Annotated in this window: 15 protein-coding genes; 8 read left to right on the top strand and 7 right to left on the bottom strand. The window is 46.3% G+C overall.

Annotation, left to right across the window (positions count from 1 at the left end; genetic code table 11):
- Positions 1-225 precede the first annotated feature (225 nt).
- Together HMPREF3119_RS12735 and HMPREF3119_RS12730 are read left to right on the top strand one after the other, a co-directional pair.
- Entirely contained in the window at positions 226-5517 is a 5292-nt protein-coding gene (locus HMPREF3119_RS12735; RefSeq protein WP_070579927.1) for a DUF637 domain-containing protein, read from the top strand.
- A gap of 2 nt (positions 5518-5519) precedes the next feature.
- On the top strand, positions 5520-6026 hold the full coding sequence (locus HMPREF3119_RS12730) for a contact-dependent growth inhibition system immunity protein (RefSeq protein WP_004235272.1): 507 nt from the start codon (positions 5520-5522) through the stop codon (positions 6024-6026).
- 39 nt (positions 6027-6065) lie between these two features.
- On the opposite strand, the gene arsC is transcribed toward HMPREF3119_RS12730, so the two are convergent.
- Complete coding sequence (arsC, locus tag HMPREF3119_RS12725; RefSeq protein ID WP_036415028.1) at positions 6066-6419, bottom strand: arsenate reductase (glutaredoxin); 354 nt, start codon at positions 6417-6419, stop codon at positions 6066-6068.
- 11 nt (positions 6420-6430) lie between these two features.
- A complete protein-coding gene (locus HMPREF3119_RS12720) occupies positions 6431-7894 on the bottom strand; it encodes a beta-barrel assembly-enhancing protease (protein ID WP_070579925.1) in 1464 nt (487 codons plus the stop codon).
- Between the two features lie 136 nt (positions 7895-8030).
- On the opposite strand from HMPREF3119_RS12720, the gene HMPREF3119_RS12715 reads away from it, so the two are divergent.
- Positions 8031-9113 carry an AI-2E family transporter gene (locus HMPREF3119_RS12715; protein WP_004239935.1) on the top strand — a complete coding sequence of 361 codons (1083 nt, stop codon included), beginning with the start codon at positions 8031-8033 and terminating at the stop codon, positions 9111-9113.
- A gap of 61 nt (positions 9114-9174) precedes the next feature.
- On the opposite strand, the gene HMPREF3119_RS12710 is transcribed toward HMPREF3119_RS12715, so the two are convergent.
- The 3 genes from HMPREF3119_RS12710 to HMPREF3119_RS12700 all read right to left on the bottom strand — a co-directional run bounded on the left by HMPREF3119_RS12710 (position 9175) and on the right by HMPREF3119_RS12700 (position 11726).
- Entirely contained in the window at positions 9175-10509 is a 1335-nt protein-coding gene (locus HMPREF3119_RS12710; protein WP_070579923.1) for a two-partner secretion domain-containing protein, read from the bottom strand.
- A 166-nt stretch (positions 10510-10675) separates the two neighbouring features.
- Positions 10676-11146, bottom strand: a complete 471-nt coding sequence (bcp, locus tag HMPREF3119_RS12705; RefSeq protein WP_004239939.1) for a thioredoxin-dependent thiol peroxidase — start codon at positions 11144-11146, stop codon at positions 10676-10678.
- A 37-nt stretch (positions 11147-11183) separates the two neighbouring features.
- Positions 11184-11726 carry an ACT domain-containing protein gene (locus HMPREF3119_RS12700; protein ID WP_004235282.1) on the bottom strand — a complete coding sequence of 181 codons (543 nt, stop codon included), beginning with the start codon at positions 11724-11726 and terminating at the stop codon, positions 11184-11186.
- A 317-nt stretch (positions 11727-12043) separates the two neighbouring features.
- On the opposite strand from HMPREF3119_RS12700, the gene dapA reads away from it, so the two are divergent.
- The 3 genes from dapA to HMPREF3119_RS12685 all read left to right on the top strand — a co-directional run bounded on the left by dapA (position 12044) and on the right by HMPREF3119_RS12685 (position 15316).
- A complete protein-coding gene (dapA, locus tag HMPREF3119_RS12695) occupies positions 12044-12943 on the top strand; it encodes a 4-hydroxy-tetrahydrodipicolinate synthase (RefSeq protein ID WP_004235284.1) in 900 nt (299 codons plus the stop codon).
- 17 nt (positions 12944-12960) lie between these two features.
- Positions 12961-14010, top strand: a complete 1050-nt coding sequence (gene bamC, locus HMPREF3119_RS12690) for an outer membrane protein assembly factor BamC (protein ID WP_004235286.1) — start codon at positions 12961-12963, stop codon at positions 14008-14010.
- Positions 14011-14287: 277 nt separating this feature from the next.
- Entirely contained in the window at positions 14288-15316 is a 1029-nt protein-coding gene (locus HMPREF3119_RS12685; RefSeq protein WP_036417723.1) for a glycosyltransferase, read from the top strand.
- A 21-nt stretch (positions 15317-15337) separates the two neighbouring features.
- On the opposite strand, the gene HMPREF3119_RS12680 is transcribed toward HMPREF3119_RS12685, so the two are convergent.
- Positions 15338-16492, bottom strand: coding sequence for an MFS transporter (locus HMPREF3119_RS12680; RefSeq protein ID WP_070579921.1), 1155 nt, complete (start codon positions 16490-16492; stop codon positions 15338-15340).
- 51 nt (positions 16493-16543) lie between these two features.
- Entirely contained in the window at positions 16544-17341 is a 798-nt protein-coding gene (locus HMPREF3119_RS12675) for an inositol monophosphatase family protein (protein ID WP_049246305.1), read from the bottom strand.
- A gap of 86 nt (positions 17342-17427) precedes the next feature.
- Between HMPREF3119_RS12675 and HMPREF3119_RS12670 the strand changes: the two genes are divergently transcribed.
- The gene (locus HMPREF3119_RS12670; RefSeq protein WP_015422764.1) at positions 17428-18198 is read left to right on the top strand and encodes a DeoR/GlpR family DNA-binding transcription regulator; all 771 of its coding nucleotides are present in this window, start codon (positions 17428-17430) and stop codon (positions 18196-18198) included.
- A gap of 139 nt (positions 18199-18337) precedes the next feature.
- Positions 18338-19051: a phosphoribosylaminoimidazolesuccinocarboxamide synthase gene (gene purC / locus HMPREF3119_RS12665; protein ID WP_004235306.1), complete on the top strand. Its 714-nt coding sequence runs from the start codon at positions 18338-18340 to the stop codon at positions 19049-19051.
- The last annotated feature ends 93 nt before the right edge of the window (positions 19052-19144 follow it).

The following is a 19144-nucleotide window of genomic DNA, read 5'->3' as shown; positions in this document are numbered from 1 at the left end:
CCAAACGAACTTTACCACTTGAAATAAATGACGATTTCATAAAAAGAACATAAGATCTAAAAATAGATAAAGTTATAAATTAATAAATAAAAATACAGGGTATTTGTTTCAGGAATGAATTAATTATTATTGATAAGGTCATCATGAGTATCAGCAATGATTGTTCATAGGATATCTTCCGGTGAGTGTATGACTGTATTGCTTAATTAACACACCGGAGGTGTTATGTGCTTTATTAATAAGATGAAAAAATTATTTATTATATTATTTTCTGTTTTTCCCTATTATATATATGCATCAGAAATAACTCCGGCTAATAACCGTTTAAAAGTAAATGTCAAAAGAGATATAACTATTATTGACATTTCAAGGCCGGATGGAAATAGATTGTCACATAATCAATACAGTAAGTTTAATGTTTCTGAAGTCGGCGTGGTATTAAATAACGGAACAGAAGACAGTCAATCTTATCTGGCAGGTGAAATAGAGGGAAACATAAATCTGCGGGGGAGTAGTGCCAGTTTAATTATTAATGAGGTAATCAGTGATGGTCTATCTGACTTTTCGGGGGCTATGGAGGTTTCCGGTAACCCGGCATCAGTTATTATTGCTAATCCCAATGGTATTACCTGTGATGGCTGTCATTTCATTAACACGCCAGATATTACACTTGCCACGGGGAATGTGAATTTTAATCCTGAAAATAAATTTTCATCTCTCAATGTAAGAAATGGATCAATCACGATAAATAAAAAAGGGATGGATACATATGCACAAAAAAATACTAATCTTATCAGTGCTGATACGAAAATAAATGGAAAGATAAATACAAAAAATCTTTTTATTATAAATGGTACAAATAAAATTAATTACCAGGATGGTATTCAGGAATCTATATCCGGTTTTATGGGGAATCAATCATCATCAGTAAATATGACTGAGGAAGGTGGGATTTCGGCTGAAAAAATTCGCATTATTAATACAAGCAGTGATGGCAATGTACAACTAAATAATATTGAGTCTGTTAATAATGGTATAAGTGTAGCAGCAAAAAAATCGGTATTATTATCCAGAGATATAACATCAAAAGAAAAAATAAGAGTAATAGCCGATAACATTATTATAGGAGATAAAGCAAAGATTACTTCCGGTCATGACACTACTCTTATATCAAATTATATTTTAAATGCCGGAGAGGTTATATCAAAAGGTAATGTACGTATTTTTTCTGATGTTGTTAATAATCAGGGTCACGAAGCAATTATACAGGCAGAGGAAAATTTATGGATACAAAAAAATCCGGAAGGTGATTTTAGCAGGAGTGTTGTTAATAAATCAGCGTTACTAAAGTCTGAACGTGGTAATTTAATTATAAAAGCGAAGACATTAACTAATGTCAGTAACTCTGAGCCTGTTGAGTTTTTTAAGATTCCGGCAGAATCTACCGAGGTTCGCAGCGTCGGGAATCAGTTGCGTTATTTGCCTATGTGGCGGCGAGATGGGTTATTGATTGTATATCCGGAATTAAAAAACTTTAAATATGAAAAATGGTTTGATGAAATAGATTTACTAGCTAATGACAGTGTTAATGTTGAAAAATATGCAGTGAGATATAAGAGTGATTATCATCCTGCGTATATAGATTCCGGTAAAAATATATATATAAATGCGAATCACTTTGACAATAATGATTCATTTTTATCTGCAGGGGGAAATATAGTTTTAACCGGCAAGGATATCAATATTAAAAATCATGGTCTGGGTATTTTAAAACTATGGGAAAGATATGAACCGGAAGATATAAACAGTGAATGGCTGCGTTTTTTTGTTGAGCCGGATACTATTCCCCCCGGGGTAATGGTTAATGATATTAAAATTCCCTTTCAGAAAAAGGAGCAATTTTATACATGGATTAGCCATGGGGTGGCTGACAGTCCATCTGTAAGTTCAGAAAATCTGATTATAGATTATAGCAATACAATTAATGTAGAGAGTAAGATCCCTGAAAAACACTATCCGGTAAATGAGATTATCAGAGATAGTTTTAGTCATCATTTAGCTGCAGAAAATATATTGTTGAATTCTTCATCAATAGATTTGAAGTCAAAAATAGGTGCAATTAATAATTTAAATGTTCAGGCTAAAGAGAAAATTTATTCACGTGAAAGTACATTGGTAGCGGGTAAGTCATTATCATTAACAGCAGATAGTATTGAACTTGAAAATACCAATATAAAGTCCGGTGAGCTGTCTCTTATTGCAAAGAAAGGCGATGTAATATACTCAACAGGAATCAGGCCTGTATTTACATCTGACATTTCTGCGCTGCCTCTGTTACATGCACCTGGTGGCATCTATGCAGATGCAGGAGGTGATATTACATTCAAAAATATAGCATTCACATTAAATAGTCATGTGGATTTATCTTCCCGAAAAAATATACTGATTGATTTTGATCCGAAAACGATATCAGGAATATCCACAAAAAAGGCAGATTATGAAATAAAATCACTGTCAGATAAATTTCAGGAATGGACACTTTCAGATTATATCACCCTGAATGCCGGAAGTGATATTGCTATTAATGGTACAGATATTAGCAGCAAAAATGATATAGGTTTTTATTCCGGCGGAAATATAGATATTACCTTTGATAAAAAATGGGAAGGCCGTAGTGATATCTATGCAAGATATTTAAGGCCCAAAATACGCATTCATTCAGAAAGAAACTTTATTATTAACTCTGCCGGAGATGTAAATCTATTGAATGCAGGCCTGCATGCTGATGAGTCTTTATTATTGTTTTCTGGCGGGGAGTTTAGCCTGGCAGGGATTCCTTATTCAGCAATAAGGTATTCTTATGATGATTACATTGATAATCGCTATGTAAGTTCTTATCTTACAGCAAAGAAAAATATTACATTAGTGGCGGAAGGTGATGTTAATCTGCATGCAGCAATACTCTCCTCTGATGATGATATATATATTCATAGCAGTGGAAATATTCAGTTGGGATCTGAAAAAATACACTATCGTCAGAAAAGACGTGATTATCTGGAAGATACATATCGCCATGTCAGTACACTGGTAAAAAGCAAGAATAAATTAACACTATTGTCTGAAGGCAGTGTTTTATTTCAGGGTGCTGAGCTTATTTCTGATGGTGTAATGGATATCTCGGCAAAGGGCGGGTATTTATATGCACAGGCAATGGAAGAAACGAGTCATTATGAAGATAAGAAAAAGAAATGTAATCGTTGGACATTCTGTATAACAAAAAAAGAAGTTACAAAGGTAAAGCATGAAGTAAAAAATAAAACGACAGAATTTACATCGAAAGAAGATATTAATTTAATCGCCCTGGATGATATCACACTTGAAGCTGCAAAAATTTCAGCAGCTAAAAATGCCAGGCTGAAAAGTATCTCAGGGAAAATTAATTTTAAAGCTGTTAACGACTCACTTTATGAGCAAACCGTCAGCCATTCCAGGGGGTTCTACATTACCCGCCGTGATCAGGGGCACTCGCTGAGCCGCTGGCGGTTACCGCAGATTTATTACGGCGGAAATTTATCTGTTGATGCAGCAAAAGGCATAACCGCAGACAGTAAAACATTCAGCATTCCTGAATTTAAAGAATCCGCAATGATGCTGAGCAGCCATACCGGAACCGGTTGGCTGAAAGAACTGATAACCCGCGATGATGTTCAGTGGAACCGGGTTGCTGATGCCTATCAGCGCTGGGACTATAAAGAGCAGCACCTTAATCAGGTAGCATCAGCTGTTCTGGCTGTTGCCGTCACCGCTGCGACATCGGGCTCCGGGCTGGCAGCGTGGGCGGGGAGTACCGCATCTTCCGCAGCCACAGGAACGGCTGCCGCTGTTATTTCCGGAGCCGCGCATTCCGGAATGATAGCACTGACAACACAGGCAGCGGTTGCACTGGCGGAGAATAAAGGCAATTTATCTGAAACATTTAAATCTCTGGGGCGCAGTGAAAGTGTTAAGTCTGTTATTGGTCAGATGGTTGTCGGAGGGGCGTTCAATGGTCTGGATAAATCGATGGGCTGGCAGAACGGAAATCCGGCACAATCGCGGATTCCGTTACTGAGTGACGGAGATTGGCACAAGGTTGCACAGCGCGTTTCCGCCCAGTCTGTAATCAGCTCAGCGGTGGGTTCGGCAGTATCAGAAACAAGTTTCAGGGAGAACTTTATTAGTGCGCTTCTCAGTAACACGGGAAGTCAGTTTAATGCTGAGGGCGCAAAATTAATTGGTGACCACGGTGAAATATTAACGGAACCGGGCAAAGCAATTACGCATGCTGCGGTTGCTGCTGTCAGAGCTGAGCTGACCAACCGGAGTGTCAGAGGAGCGGTTACCGGGGCGCTGGCAGCGTCGGCAGCCGGTATTATATTAGGCGATTCTTTAGATCAGACAGCGCAGGAACATGAACAACAGGCACAGCTGGCCCGGATGACAGGTGCTGTTGCCGGATTGATTGCAACAGGCCATATCAACGGGCTGACCACTGCGGCGGATGCTGCTGAGATCGTTGAACGTTATAACCGTCAGTTTCATTTGCAGGAATTAAAGGCGATAGAGGAACTGGCTGACGGTGATAATTTTAAAAAAGAGCGCCTGCTTGCAGCAGGTTGCCGTCTGATCAACTGTACTGTGCAGGAATCTGCAAATTCACCGGATAAATTACGTTTTGATGCGTTAATGGCAAAATATCCGGAGACATATCTTGAAGATAATTTACTGACAAATTACTGGGTGACAAAAGCGGATGACGGCATTCGTTATTATCCCTGGTCAGTTGCACCTGAAAAAGTACAGCTTTTTACTTACAGTGAAACTGAACGACATGATGATATTGATGATTTTGTCCGTAATCAATATGCGGAATATATAACAGATTTTACCGGTCTGAAAAAAGCAACTGCCGAAATTATTATCGACAGTATATTGATGTCATCAGTGAATGGCAGGAGAGGTAATCCTGCCAGAATGCATAAACATATCAGAAAGGTCAGTTATGCAGATTTAAATCAAATCTATACCATCGATAAAAAGGGCAATAAAATCCCGATGAAGTGGTATCAGTCAGGTTCCTCTGTCAACCAGCAGGGTATGCCGTTTGAGCATTATATTGGTACACAATTACCGCCAGGCTCAAAACTTCCGGATAGATTCAAAACCTTTGATTATTATGACAGTAAAGATAAAATAGCGATTAGCGTAAAAACTATTAACACTCAAACAGATAGTAGACTAAATAAACCTGATGCCATAAAATATATCATCAATGGCTATGTTAATAAGATGACTCAGTTCTCCGAGCATACTAAGGATAGAACAAATTTAACATCGGATATAATAGATAAAAAAGTATTACACATTGGCCTTCCGGAGAAAACAACTGCGGAACAATGGAAATCAATCAGTAATGCAGTAAAGAACGCAAATGATAAAAATATAGATATCAAAATAACCATTATAAAAGGTGAGTAAAGATGAACCAAAATACTGAACAGGGGTTGAATGCCAGAATAGGTTTTAATGGCGATTTTTATCATGTTGATACCATGTCCGGGCATGGTATTTTAATTGTGGATAACCTGTTTGAGTCTTGTCTGTTATCAAAAGATACCACAGCGGAAATGCTCGGTTTGTGTTTAAAGAAATGCCTGAAACAAAGCCGGATAGTAGATCCGGGAAATTATGATTTCTTTGACTATAAAAAAGTAAAAGAAAGATATGAAGAATGGATTAAAAACATCATTCAATTGCGCGGATATAAAAATAAAAAAACACTTTTTAAACAAATGAATACATGTAATGCAAGGCAGGTTGGTGACCTTATTACAATAAAACCTTCAAACCATATTAAACTTGAAGCTTGGGACGGTGATGGTATATCAGAAACTGATTATGTCATTATTCCGGTATCGGCTTCAGATGAAGAGTTGGGTAATGCCGTTATCGAGGCGTTTTCCCGATGTAAGGGAAGGCAATTCTGAGCTCTGTCCCCGGCGGTCACCGGGGACAGATGATCAGGTTCAGATAATCTCCAGCACCTGCTCCGGCGGACGGCCGAGACGGGCTTGTTTGCCTTTAATCACCACAGGGCGTTCAATCAGCTTCGGGTTGTCATGCATGGCCTGAATCAGTGCATCCTGATCAGTGACCGCCGCCAGTCCCAGCTCACTGTAAAGGGCTTCTTTGGTGCGCATCAGTTTGCGGGCGTCATCAAATTTCAGCTCACGAAGCACGGTTTTGATGTCCGCTACTGACGGCGGAGTGTCCAGATAGAGCATTACTGCCGGAGACACGCCGTTTTCTTCCAGCAGTGCCAGAGTTTCACGGCTTTTGGAGCAGCGCGGGTTGTGCCAGATGGTAACAGTATCAGTCATGGTTTCCCTCATCATTTAAATTGTTTGAATTGCAGCTGTAACTGGCGGATCTGGTCAATCCGTGCATCATAACGGGCCTGATCATAACTGCCGGGTTTCGCCTGACGGGCGGCTTCGGTCAGGCTGTGGATAGCACCGTCAAAATTGCCCATTAAGTTCTGATATTCCGCCCGTGCGGCCAGTTCGTCCGTGCGGCGGCCGGCTTTTCCGCCTGCTTCTGCCAGCAGATCCCAGCCGCTCGGGTCAGCAGGGTGATCAAAGGTATAATTGCGCAGAATCTTAGTTGCTTTATCATATTGTTTATTCTGAATATAGGCATTACCGAGGTTTATCTGATATACCGAATTCCCCGGTTCCCGTTTCAGGGCATTTTCCAGCCTGGTCACCGCCTGAGAGGTTCTGTTCAGACCGATATCCACATCTGTCATGACATCGATAAACCAGACATTGTCAGGATCGGCAGCCAGTAATTTCGACAGAATTTGTGAGGCGGGTTCATATTTGTTGTCACGGTAGAACAGAATGGCACGGGCATAATCCGCCGCCATTTGTTCTTTACTGTTGCCTTTGCTGTAGTTATCAATCATCTGGTCAGTCGCATTGCGCAGCGGCTGGCCGCCGTACATTGCCATCGCCCGGGCGCGCGCCAGCAGGAAATCAAAGGACTGTGGCGGATTTTTACGCGGCATCTGACCGGCACGGCTGCGCGCATCCGCCAGACGGCTGTCCGGCAGGGGGTGAGTAAGCAGCATTTCCGGCGGTTTGGAGCTGTAACGGGACATATCCACCATGATGGTCATAAAGTCCGGCATACCCTGCGGGTCAAACCCGGCACGGCTCAGTGTGCCCATGCCGATGCGGTCCGCTTCCTGCTCGTTGGATTGTGTAAAGCTGATCATATTCTGCTGGATCCCGGCCATGGTCGAGGTCATGGCGGCGGCACCGACCGGGGTGCCGGTCATCAGAAGCAGGATAGAGCCCAGAGTGGCCGCCCAGGCCAGCGGTGCTTTGTTCTGCTGATCTTCCATCATCCGCGCCAGGTGGCGCTGGGTAACGTGAGCGATTTCGTGCGCCATCACAGAGGCGAGTTCACTTTCTGTCAGGCTGTAGCGGAACAGGGAGGTGTGCAGAACCACATTGCCGCCGAAGAAGGCAAAGGCGTTAATGTTCGGGTTGGCTATCAGGAAAAAATTAAACGGGGTTTTGACCGAGTCAGCGTTTGAGACCAGACGCTGGCCGAGATTATTGATATATTGCAGCAAAACAGGATCATAGACCATCGGGGAGCTGCTGCGGATCATCCGCAGATAAAAGTCCCCCATCAGGTTTTCCTGTCCGATACTGAGTGTACCGCCGGCGGTGGTGCCGATTTCAGGTAACGCATCCTCAACCGCAGCCTGTGCGGCAGGCAGTACCGGGAAGGTCAGGGCAAGGCTCAGTAAGACGGCTAACGGTTTTTTCAGAAACGTATTCATAGGATGACGCTTTCCCCGTTGATTATCACTGGTAATAATTCGTGTATCATAGCAAACACTCAAGTAAAATCCTCACACAGTCTGCCCGGTGGGCAGGATTTGTCATATTTTTGCCGCTAATCCCGGGAGCAGAACAATGTTAGATTTGATCATTCAGTGGTACCGACGACGTTTTGCCGATCCGCAGGCAGTTGCTTTGACCGTTATTTTACTGGCGGGTTTCGGAATTATTTATTTTTTCAGCGGTATCTTAGCGCCGCTGCTGGTGGCAATTGTACTGGCGTACCTGCTGGAGTGGCCGATTCATCAGATGGAAAAACGGGGCTGCTCGCGCAAGCTGGCGATTATGCTGATCCTGACGCTGTTTATCGGGGTCAGCGTGCTGGTGATCTTTATCCTCGCGCCGACGGTCTGGGGACAGGGGCGCAATCTGCTGCTGGATATGCCGAATATGTTCAGCCGTTTCAATGAGTTCGCCCGTGAACTGCCGAACCGTTTCCCTGCGCTGATGGATGTCGGGCTGATGGATATGATCCTCGATAATGCCCGCAGCAAGCTGCTCTCAGTCGGGGATTCAGTGGTGAAAATGTCGCTGGCGTCACTGGTGGGATTACTGGCGCTGACCATTTATCTGATTCTGGTGCCGTTGATGGTGTTCTTTTTACTGAAAGATAAAGAACAGCTGCTGCGCGGTTTTCAGCGTATTCTGCCGCGTAACCGCTCACTGGCCGGGAAAGTGTGGGTGGAGATGAATCAGCAGATTTCCAACTATATCCGCGGCAAAGTCACCGAGATGATTATTGTCGGTGTTTGTACTTATATCGTCTTCGCGGTGGTCGGCCTGAATTATGCGTTACTGCTGGGTGTGCTGGTGGGGCTGTCAGTCCTTATCCCGTATGTGGGGGCGGTGATTGTGACGGTGCCGGTGGTTCTGGTCGGGCTGTTCCAGTGGGGACTGGATTCGGATTTCTGGACCATGTTTATCGCCTATCTGGTGGTGCAGGGGCTGGACAGCAATATCCTGGTGCCGATCCTCTATTCTGAGGCGGTGAACCTGCATCCGCTGGTGATTATTTTGTCGATTATTATTTTCGGCGGATTATGGGGATTCTGGGGCGTATTCTTTGCTATCCCGTTAGCAACCCTGATTAAAGCAGTGATTCATTCCTGGCCTGAAGAGGTTGCTGAAGATAATATACAATCAGTATCAAAGGAATAATCAAAAAATAAAAAGTGATGTTTTTATAAAACATCACTTTTATATTCATACCGCTATTCGGTCAGATATCAAAATTATGGGTGGTAACTGACACGTTCTCATTCCGGGAACCATTGCCATAAACACCAACAATACCATGTATTGCAGAGTCAGCATCTGTTCTCAGATAATGGTCATTATAGAATTGTACTGAACCGGCAGTGACATTCATTTTTCCGGTAAACATTATGCCATCGTTTTTAATGTGTACGGCGTCATGCTTTCCTGCAATATTGAATTGTCCGGTTGCAAATGTGGCACCGGTATCATTACTGACAGATAAGGTATTATCTCGCAGATAACCCTGATATGCATTATTTTTCAGGTCAATCATATGGTTGATGTTATGACTGTTAATGGACATATTTTGGGCATAAAAATTATTTGGTTTTTCCCCTGCTGTAGTATTGTAAATGGAGAAATTGCCATTATAATCAGCAGTCAGATTTTTTGTACTAATCTTTTGATAATTAGAAATACTACCATTTTTTGCATTAATATTAATATTTGATGCTTTAAGATAACCATCATTAATAAGTTCAGAATGTAGTAAGTTTAAGTTAACCTCCGATAATATAATATTACCGTTATTTGTTAACGTTGCATTTTTGGCATTGACGGTCATTTTACCGCGTATTTTAGTATCGCTGTCGATCAATGAATTCGAATATGAGCCTGAACTATTAACTACTTCCCCCGGGGTTAATTTAACATCAGAAATCTGAGAGTTAAGATTATTTTTAAGATCGATATTATCTGCACCAATATTAATCGTTGTATGCGGTGAATTAACATAAGAGCTGTTGATTTCAACGCTGTTTCCCGTTAATGTCAGGTTGCTTTTTATCGCATTTTTTTTGACATTACTAACGATAACATTATTCGTTATTTTTTTAAAACCGATTAGTTTTCCTGTAGTAACATCAAGTGAAGTATTTCCGGCTAATAGTGTCAGGTGGCTAACATTAGATACACCACAGCTGTTACAGTTAACGCCATTCGGGTTAGCAATGACCAGACTGGCTTGTTTACCAATAATGGCCATAGTGCCATCGAGCTGACTGATATTGGTTCCGGTTACTTCGTTGATAATCACACGAGCTGATGGTGAATTATCAATATTCAGGCCATTTTTTCCGACATTGAATTCAGTAAAGTAATTGTGTGAAATACCATTTGAATTTGGTGTGCTGATTGATTGTGTCGGTTTATTATCCTTAATCCGGATATTAACTTCGGGTGATGCCTGATCTACCGTGATTTTATAACCATCACGATAGGTGAAATCTTGTGTCGCCGCCGATAAATAAGCAGGTGATAAAAATAATAATACGGTAGCAATTTTGGTTAACTTCATTAAGTATCCCTTTTAATAGCGTGACATCATTGTCAGCAGAGATACAATATCATATTAACTTAATTACAAAGTACTAATATCCAGAATATGTATTTTTTTTAAAAAAACATCAGGAATATAAAAAACACTACCGGGAGATAGTGTTTTTATCATTCCGGCAAATAAATCAGCTGTGAGCTTTGAGGTATTCAAGCACAACCTGATCATGGTCGCTGGTTTTGAATTTATCAAAAACATGCTCGATTTTACCGTCAGCGCCGATTAAGAAGCTGATGCGGTGAATACCGTCATAGGTTTTCCCCATAAACTGTTTTTCACCCCAGACGCCAAATGCTTCAGCAACCGCGTGGTCTTCATCTGACAGCAGGGTAAAATTCAGTAACTCTTTTTCCGCGAAACGAGACAGTTTTTCGGGTTTGTCTGTACTGATCCCCAGCACTTCAACATTGAACTGTTTCAGTTCATCCATATTGTCGCGCAGACCGCATGCCTGGACAGTACAGCCCGGCGTCATGGCTTTGGGATAAAAATACACCAGCACACGCTGACCGGCATAATCGGCCAGGCTGATTGATTCACCATCCTGGTCGGGAAGGCTGAACAGGGGCGCCTTATCACCGGCGTTCAATGGGCTCATTACACACTCTCCGTAAACGTAATAATAAACACAAACATTAATGATTCATCAGGGTAATAGTGCCTTCGGCCTGTAACTCAGCACAAAGACGGTAAAACTGCTGCTGCAGCACCGCGTTGTTTTCCCCTGTCGGGTGATGCGCGGTGATCTGAATCTCCAGCAGTACTGCGTCTGTATCATCCTCCGGCCGGGTTTTGGACACCAGTTCAGCCAGGGTGTAATCCAGTCTCATAAACAGATTGGTAAAGCGTTCCACCAGCCCGGCGGCATCAGGCACGGTGACCTGCGCACTGACACCGGTGGTGGCCGCAGGCTGATGCCCGCGCTGTGTCCGTTTCATGACCGTCAGCAGGTCAAGTTCCGCCGCCAGTACCGGCAGGGTGGCCTCCAGCATGGCAATGGCATTCCAGCTGCCTGACAGCATCATAATAAACGTGAACTCCTCACCGAAAATCGCCAGACGGCTGTCTTCGATATTACAGTCACACTCTCCGGCATGACGGGTAATCGCATTCACAATCCCTGCGCGATCCCGTCCCAGTGCAGTGATAACCAGATATTGCTGATCGCGTTGCGGCAAACCCTCATTCCTCTTCATGACACCGTGAATGTGTTAAACATAAAGAAAGATAAGGCCGATAGCAATAACCTGTTGTGTGCTCTGCGGTAATAATCAAATGATTGCGGCATATCAAACCTGCCGGATACAGACACGTTATCATGTGTTCCGCCGTTTTACCGGTGAAAAAAGCGGACATTATTACTTCTTTTTAAGGTGTGCCGCTAGGTATTAACAAAATTCATTAAAAACGTACAGTTAGGGTGTTTTTTTCTGCGCTCTGAACAAGTACCATTAAAATGTTGTCCTATATTTATCCGATTATGAGGGTTTCGTACATGTCACACATAAATGACGTTTTAAAAGGCAGTATTGTTGCGATGGTTACACCACTGGACACACAGGGTCGTGTTGATAAGGCGGGGCTCCGGAAATTAGTGGATTACCATGTCGCGGCAGGTACGTCCGCCATTGTGGCTGTCGGAACCACCGGGGAGTCCGCCACACTGTCACATCAGGAACATGTGGATGTGGTACTGGCGACACTGGAGTTCGCGGAAGGCCGTATTCCTGTTATTGCCGGTACCGGCGCTAACGCGACCAACGAAGCGGTCTGGTTTACTGAGCAATTTGAAAACAGCGGCGTGGCGGCATGTCTGACCGTTACCCCGTATTACAACCGTCCGTCACAGGAAGGTCTGTATCAGCACTTTAAAGTGATTTCAGAGAATACCGCATTACCGCAAATTCTGTATAATGTGCCAACGCGCACCGGCTGTGATATGTTACCTGCAACTGTTGCCCGGCTGGCAAAACTGGACAATATTGTGGCAATTAAAGAAGCGACCGGGAACTTAAGCCGTGTGAATGAAATCAAAACCCTGGTGAATGATGAAAACTTCATTCTGCTCAGCGGTGATGACGCGTCAGCACTGGATTTCACCCTCCTGGGCGGCAAAGGTGTGATTTCTGTGACAGCCAACGTGGCTGCGGCAGAGATGGCACAGATGTTTGATCTTGCCCTGCGCGGGGATTTTGACCGTGCGCGTGTGATTAATAATCAACTGATGGACCTGCATCACACATTATTCTGTGAGCCAAGCCCGTCACCGGTAAAATGGGCCTGTCATCAGCTGGGTCTGATCGCAGAGCAGACACTGCGTCTGCCGCTGTTACCGCTCACGGAAGCGGGGCAGAATACGGTCGGCCGTGCCATGAAGACGGCGGGCATACGATAATATTTTAGGGAATCTGAATGGCAACACTACTGCAAAAATCAAAGGTTACGAAGCTCGCTGGTCTTTCCGTGGTTTTATTACTGGCAGCCTGCTCCGGCGATCAGAACTATAAGCGCCAGGTCAGCGGCGATACTTCGTACCTGGATGCGCCGCAGTTACAGGCGCTGAATGTTCCTCAGGGGATGATCCTGCCGTTACAGAGCGGCCAGTATGATATTCCTCAGGTTAAGCAGGATGGTGCGACCGGTCTGGCGCTGGACATCCGTCCGCCGGTACAGACTGTCAGCCTGTTAGCAGGTTCCCGTACTGAAACAGCAGGAGACGCAAGCCGTCTTCTGCTGGAGAATTCAGCGGAAAACAGAACGCTGTGGGCTCAGATCAACCGCGTTCTGGCCGATCGCTCAGTGCCGGTCAGCCAGCGTGATGAAGCCGGTGGCGTGATTGTCACTGACTGGATTGTCTGGCAGCGTGCGGATGAAGACCTGCCGTTACAGTCCCGCCAGCGCATCAAAATTGAACCGGCCGGTTCACAGGTGGCAGTTGTTGTGACCAGTGAAGGTCTGAAACAGGGTGAAAACCCGGTGACAGATAAAACAGAAATTACCCGTTATAACAACCTGACACTCAACGAGCTGGTGGACGGCCTTGACCGTATGCGTAATGCCGCACGTCAGGAAACCAATGCGTCACAGTATGCGGCTCCGGATGTTCAGAGCGGCAGTGATAAAACCGGTCTGCCGCAGATTATTGTCCGCGCGCCGTTTGATGTGGTCTGGTCCCGTCTGCCGGTTGTGCTGGAAAGCGTCGGCATGAAAGTGGGTGACCGCACCCGTTCGACCGGGAATATTGAAGTGACATACAAAGGGCTGAGTTCTGCAGAGTGGAGCAGCCTGGGTATGGATGATCCGTCAGTGGCCGAAGGTGATTACACCTTACAGGTCGGTGACCTGGATAACCGCAGCAGCCTCCAGTTTATCAGTGCCAAAGGGAAACCGCTGACACAGAAAGAAAATGATGAAATGGTGAAAGCGCTGGAAGCGGCATTCAGCAAATCATCTGTAAAATAATATATTCACGCAACATATAAATGCGTAAATATAATTATCGGTACCGGTCATTGTTAATGGCCGGTATTTTTTTATATCGTTATTATTTTGTAATAAATTGATACACAACCTAATCATTTTTAAGATAAATTCTTATTTCTCTGTCTTACATATCGCATTATTAGCCACGTTTATGCCAGGCTCTCCGGTTATATTTAAAAACTTATAATTATTTTTTCGCTATATTCAGCCGCATTGTCTGCTGAATATCAGGCTACCCGGAATTGACAGGGCTGACATGGATTTATCTTCGGACTCTTCACGACCTTTACTGAGCATTGTTGTTGCCGTCTATAACGGGGAAAAATTTCTTCCTCAGTTTTTTGACTGCCTGCTGAAACAAACACTTCCTGCCTGGGAGCTGATCCTCGTTAATGACGGTTCCAAAGATAATACGGATGCTGTGCTGCGTGAATGGCAGGACAAATTCCCGTCTGTCACTATTCTGGAACAGGCAAATCAGGGCGTTTCTGTGGCGCGGAATACCGGTTTTGCCGTGGCAAAAGGGCAATACATCACGTTTCCGGACATTGATGATGTGATTCACCCGCAAATGTACGGCCGCCTGCTGGAAATTGCGCTTGCCGGAAAACTGGATGTGGCAACCTGCAATGGTACCTATGTTTATGAAGACGGGCGTGAACCACGGCCGATTTTCCCGCCTGATCGTCTGCGTTCCACCGGCGTTCTTTCCGGGCCGGACTGGCTGAAACGGGCACTCAACTCCCGTAAGTTCCTGCATGTGACCTGGCTGAACCTGTACCGCACTGATTTTCTGCGTGAGCAGGGCTATTATTTTGAGCCGGGGCTGCACCACCAGGATATTCCGTGGACAACCGAACTGCTGATGACCGCAGCGCGGGTGGAATATATTGATGAACGTTATTACGATTATCTGATCCATTCCGAATCGGTATCGCATACGCCGCCTGATGACAAAATCCGCGTACGTACAGTCCATAATTACATGAAAATTCTGGAAATGCTGAATGATATCAATCAGCGCCATGCGGATGTCGCGAAGCAGATCCCTGCCTGTCACTGGCAGATTTCCAAAGAAGGGCTGGGGATCCTGCATACCATCAGTGAGATAGAATCTCCGGAGGTGAAACAGGAGATTGTGCGTGAACTGTTTGATCGCGGGATCTGGTCACTCATCTGGGATAACGCCAAAGATTTGCGGCTGCGCTGGCGGCTGGCACGCCGTTATCCGCGTCTGAAAGCGATTCTGAAAGACGCCGCGGAGAATACAGCAACACCGGCCTGACGGCCGGTGTTTTTACATCGGTTACATCCGGACTTTGCGCGACAGCAGCGCGACCAGCAACAGCAGCGCGACCACGGCCAGCAGTGCAGCGGGCAGGGTGAAGCGGTAAGCAATCAGCCCGACAGACGCCGGTCCTGCCAGAATACCGAGATAACCCAGAGTGGTTACCGCCGGGACGGCAACGGCCTGCGGCATACTGGTCTGGCGGCCGATAGCGGAAAACATCACCGGTACCACGTTGGCACATCCCAGGCCGATCAGCCCGTAACCGGTGAGCGCCAGAAGCCAGTTGTCACTCAGCACACTCAGCAGAAGACCACCGGCAGCCAGCAGGGCGCCCCACAGCACCACCTGCGGCCGTCCGAGTACCGCAACAATTTTGTCGCCGGTCAGCCGCCCGAGGGACATCAGCACCGCGAAGCAGGCAAAACCCAACCCGCCCATGCTTTCCGGCACATGACGATACTCTGTCAGGAAAACCGCACTCCAGTCCAGCACACTGCCTTCGGCCAGAAAGGTGGCGAAGCAGATAATCCCTATCAGTAATACCGCACCGCGCGGCACAGCAAATGCAGGGCCTTCTGACGGCCAGGCGTAATCCAGCATGCCTTTATAACTGAAAGCCAGCAGCAGAAGACAAATCACCGTTACGGCACCGGCCGCCTGTAATGCGCCCATTCCCGTCAGCATAAAGCCGCTCATGGCTCCTGCACCGGCAATGCCGCCGACACTGTAGAACCCGTGAAAGCCGGACATCATTGGTTTTGGTGCCGCTTTCTCAACAATAATGGCCTGAATATTCATGGCACAGTCGGTAATGCCGATCCCCATACCGAAAATAATCAGCGTCAGAGCCAGTAACCCGGTGTGATTAATGACCGCCAGCAGTGGCAGGGCTGCACTAAGCAGGAGAACGGAAACAGTCATCACCCGGCGGCAGCCGAAACGGGTGGTCAGTACACCGGTCAGCGGCATGGCGACCAGCGCACCGCCGCCGAGACAGAGCAGTAATAACCCGAGAACCCCGTCATTCACGCCGGTGTTCAGTTTGGCAAACGGCACCAGTGCTGCCCAGGCCGCGGAGGCAAAACCGGCGACAAAAAAGAGCGCGCGGGTGGCTATCTGTTCCCGTTCCGCCGGTACGGCGGGCGGTGTTACTGTAATTACATCACTCATTCACAACAACCTTTGTAATACGAATTTATAATCATAATCATTATACGATTATTAAATATTTTTGTTCAGAATAGTCAGCACCTGCTGATGGAGACGCGGACAACCACTGGCGAGAACAGCTCCGCCCTGTATGGCCGGTCCGCCGTCAAGGGTTGTCACACAACCACCGGCCTGCTCAATGATCGGGATAAATGCAGCGATATCATATGGCTGAAGGGCGTAATCAAAGCACAGGTCGATTTTACCTGCCGCTACCATCGCCATGGCATAGCACTCGCCGCCGAAACGGGTCATTAAGACCTTTTCCATCAGATCGGCCAGCCGGATTTCCGGGAAACGGGGCATCGGCTCCGGTGAATTGGTGTGCAGAATGGCATTGGCCAGGGTGATGTTTTTGCGGGTTTTCATCACATATGTCCCGTGCGGGCTGCTGTGCCAGCTGCGTTCACCGTCTGCCCAGAAACGCTCGCCGGTGCAGGGCTGGCTCATCATTCCCATAACAGGTGTTCCGCGACAGGTTAATCCGACCAGTGTTCCCCAGACCGGCAACCCGAGCATAAATGGGCGGGTGCCGTCCACCGGATCAAGGATCCACTGATAATCCCCTTCGCCGGTCAGACCGAACTCCTCACCTAAAATACTGTGCTGCGGATATGCTGCGCTGATCATTTCCCGCAGTGCGATTTCAGCCTGCCGGTCTGCATCCGTTACCGGATCAAAACTGACACCTTCTTTGATTTTGGTATCGACGGACAGTGTATGCCCGGGTAAAAAACGCGGTAACGTCTCTTGTGCTGCGCGGTTGGCTAACTGATGAAAAAATGCGATATCCGGATGATGTGTGTTCACAGAATGACCTCAGCAGTGACAGGGTTTTGATTGACCCGCAGGGGATGCCCGTTTATGATGCTTTATGCAATTTACAGGAGAAATATATGCTCGATTATGCAGCTTTTCCGGAACAACGGCAAGCCCTGATCCGACAGTTATTACACAGTGACGGCCGGGTACAGTGCAGCACACTGGTTGATCAGCTTGGTGTATCAGAGCACACCATCCGCCGTGATTTGCAGGTTCTGGCGGATGAAGGGCTCTGTAAACGGGTGTACGGCGGTGCGGTCAGTGTACTGGGCGATGTGGCGGATTTTCAGCAGCGGATCGGGCAGAACAGTGCAGAAAAAGAAAAAATTGCGCTCGGTTGTGCAGGATTGATCCGCAATCACAGCACGATCTTTCTGGACGGGGGGAGTCAGAACCTGTTGCTGGCACAGCACATGCCGAAAGATTTTTCCCTGACCGTGATAACACATAGTCCGCTTATTGCAGCCGCACTGAGTGACTACCCGCATTTTGAGCTGATTGTGCTGGGCGGAAAGCTGCACCGCGCTTCCGGCACCTGCATCGGGGCACAGGCACTGGAGCAGCTGTCTTATCTGAATATTGACCTCTGTTTTCCCGGCGGATGCGCACTGGATGCGGACAGTGGTCTGACGGTCACCGGATTTGAGGAAGCCGCTTTCAAACGGGCACTGATAAGACAGAGCAGTCTGACCGTGGCCGGTGTGACCGGTGACAAACTCAGCCGTATTGCACCTTACCGCGTGGCGGCATGTGAGGAACTGGATCATGTGGTGCTCACTTTGAAGGTTCCGCAATCTGCCCGTGACCTGCTGACAGCCCGGGGTTTATCCCTCATTATGGTGTAAACACACTTCTGCCGGACAACACTCTCTTTCCGGGTCTGTATCTTTTCTTACGCAAACGATTGCTTATTGCATCGTTCTGAGGGAGAATATTGTCCGTCAGGCGATACGCCTATTATTAATCCTGTCTGGAGAGTGCAAGATGCAAAAACATGCTGAACTGTATCGTGGGAAAGCCAAAACGGTCTACACCACGGATAATCCCGATCTGCTGATTCTGGAATTTCGTAATGATACATCAGCACTGGATGGTGAGCGCATCGAGCAGTTTGACCGCAAGGGCATGGTCAATAATAAATTCAACCACTTTATCATGGGTAAACTGGAAGCTGCCGGTATCCCGACGCAGATGGAACGCCTGTTATCTGATACCGAAATTCTGGTGAAAAAACTGGATATGGTGCCGGTCGAGTGCGTCATCCGCAACCGCGCTGCCGGTTCACTGGTGAAACGTCTGGGCGTGGAAGAGGGTATGGTGCTGAATCCGCCAATCTTCGATCTGTTCCTGAAAAATGACGCCAAACATGACCCGATGATCAATGAATCCTACTGCGAAACCTTCGGCTGGGTCAGCCGGGAAAATCTTGCGGAAATGAAGCGCCTGAGCTACATCGCCAATGACGTATTATCCCGTCTGTTTGATGACGCCGGTCTGATCCTGGTGGATTTCAAACTGGAATTCGGTCTGTATAAAGGTCAGGTAGTGCTCGGCGATGAATTTTCACCGGACGGCAGCCGTCTGTGGGATAAAGAAACTCTGGATAAAATGGATAAAGACCGTTTCCGTCAGAGCCTCGGCGGCCTGATTGAAGCCTATGAGGAAGTGGCACGCCGTCTGGGTGTGAAACTGGATTAATCATTCATCTCCTGAATTCATGGCCGGTGATAACAGAACCCGCGTATCACCGGCATTAAGCTGATTTATCACTCCCCTGAAAGAAAGAAGCAT

The organism is Morganella sp. HMSC11D09 (genome assembly GCF_001807955.1).
GTDB lineage: Bacteria > Pseudomonadota > Gammaproteobacteria > Enterobacterales > Enterobacteriaceae > Morganella > Morganella morganii.
The sequence above is the reverse complement of the archived record's forward strand: the minus strand, read 5'-3'. Positions and strand labels throughout refer to the sequence as shown.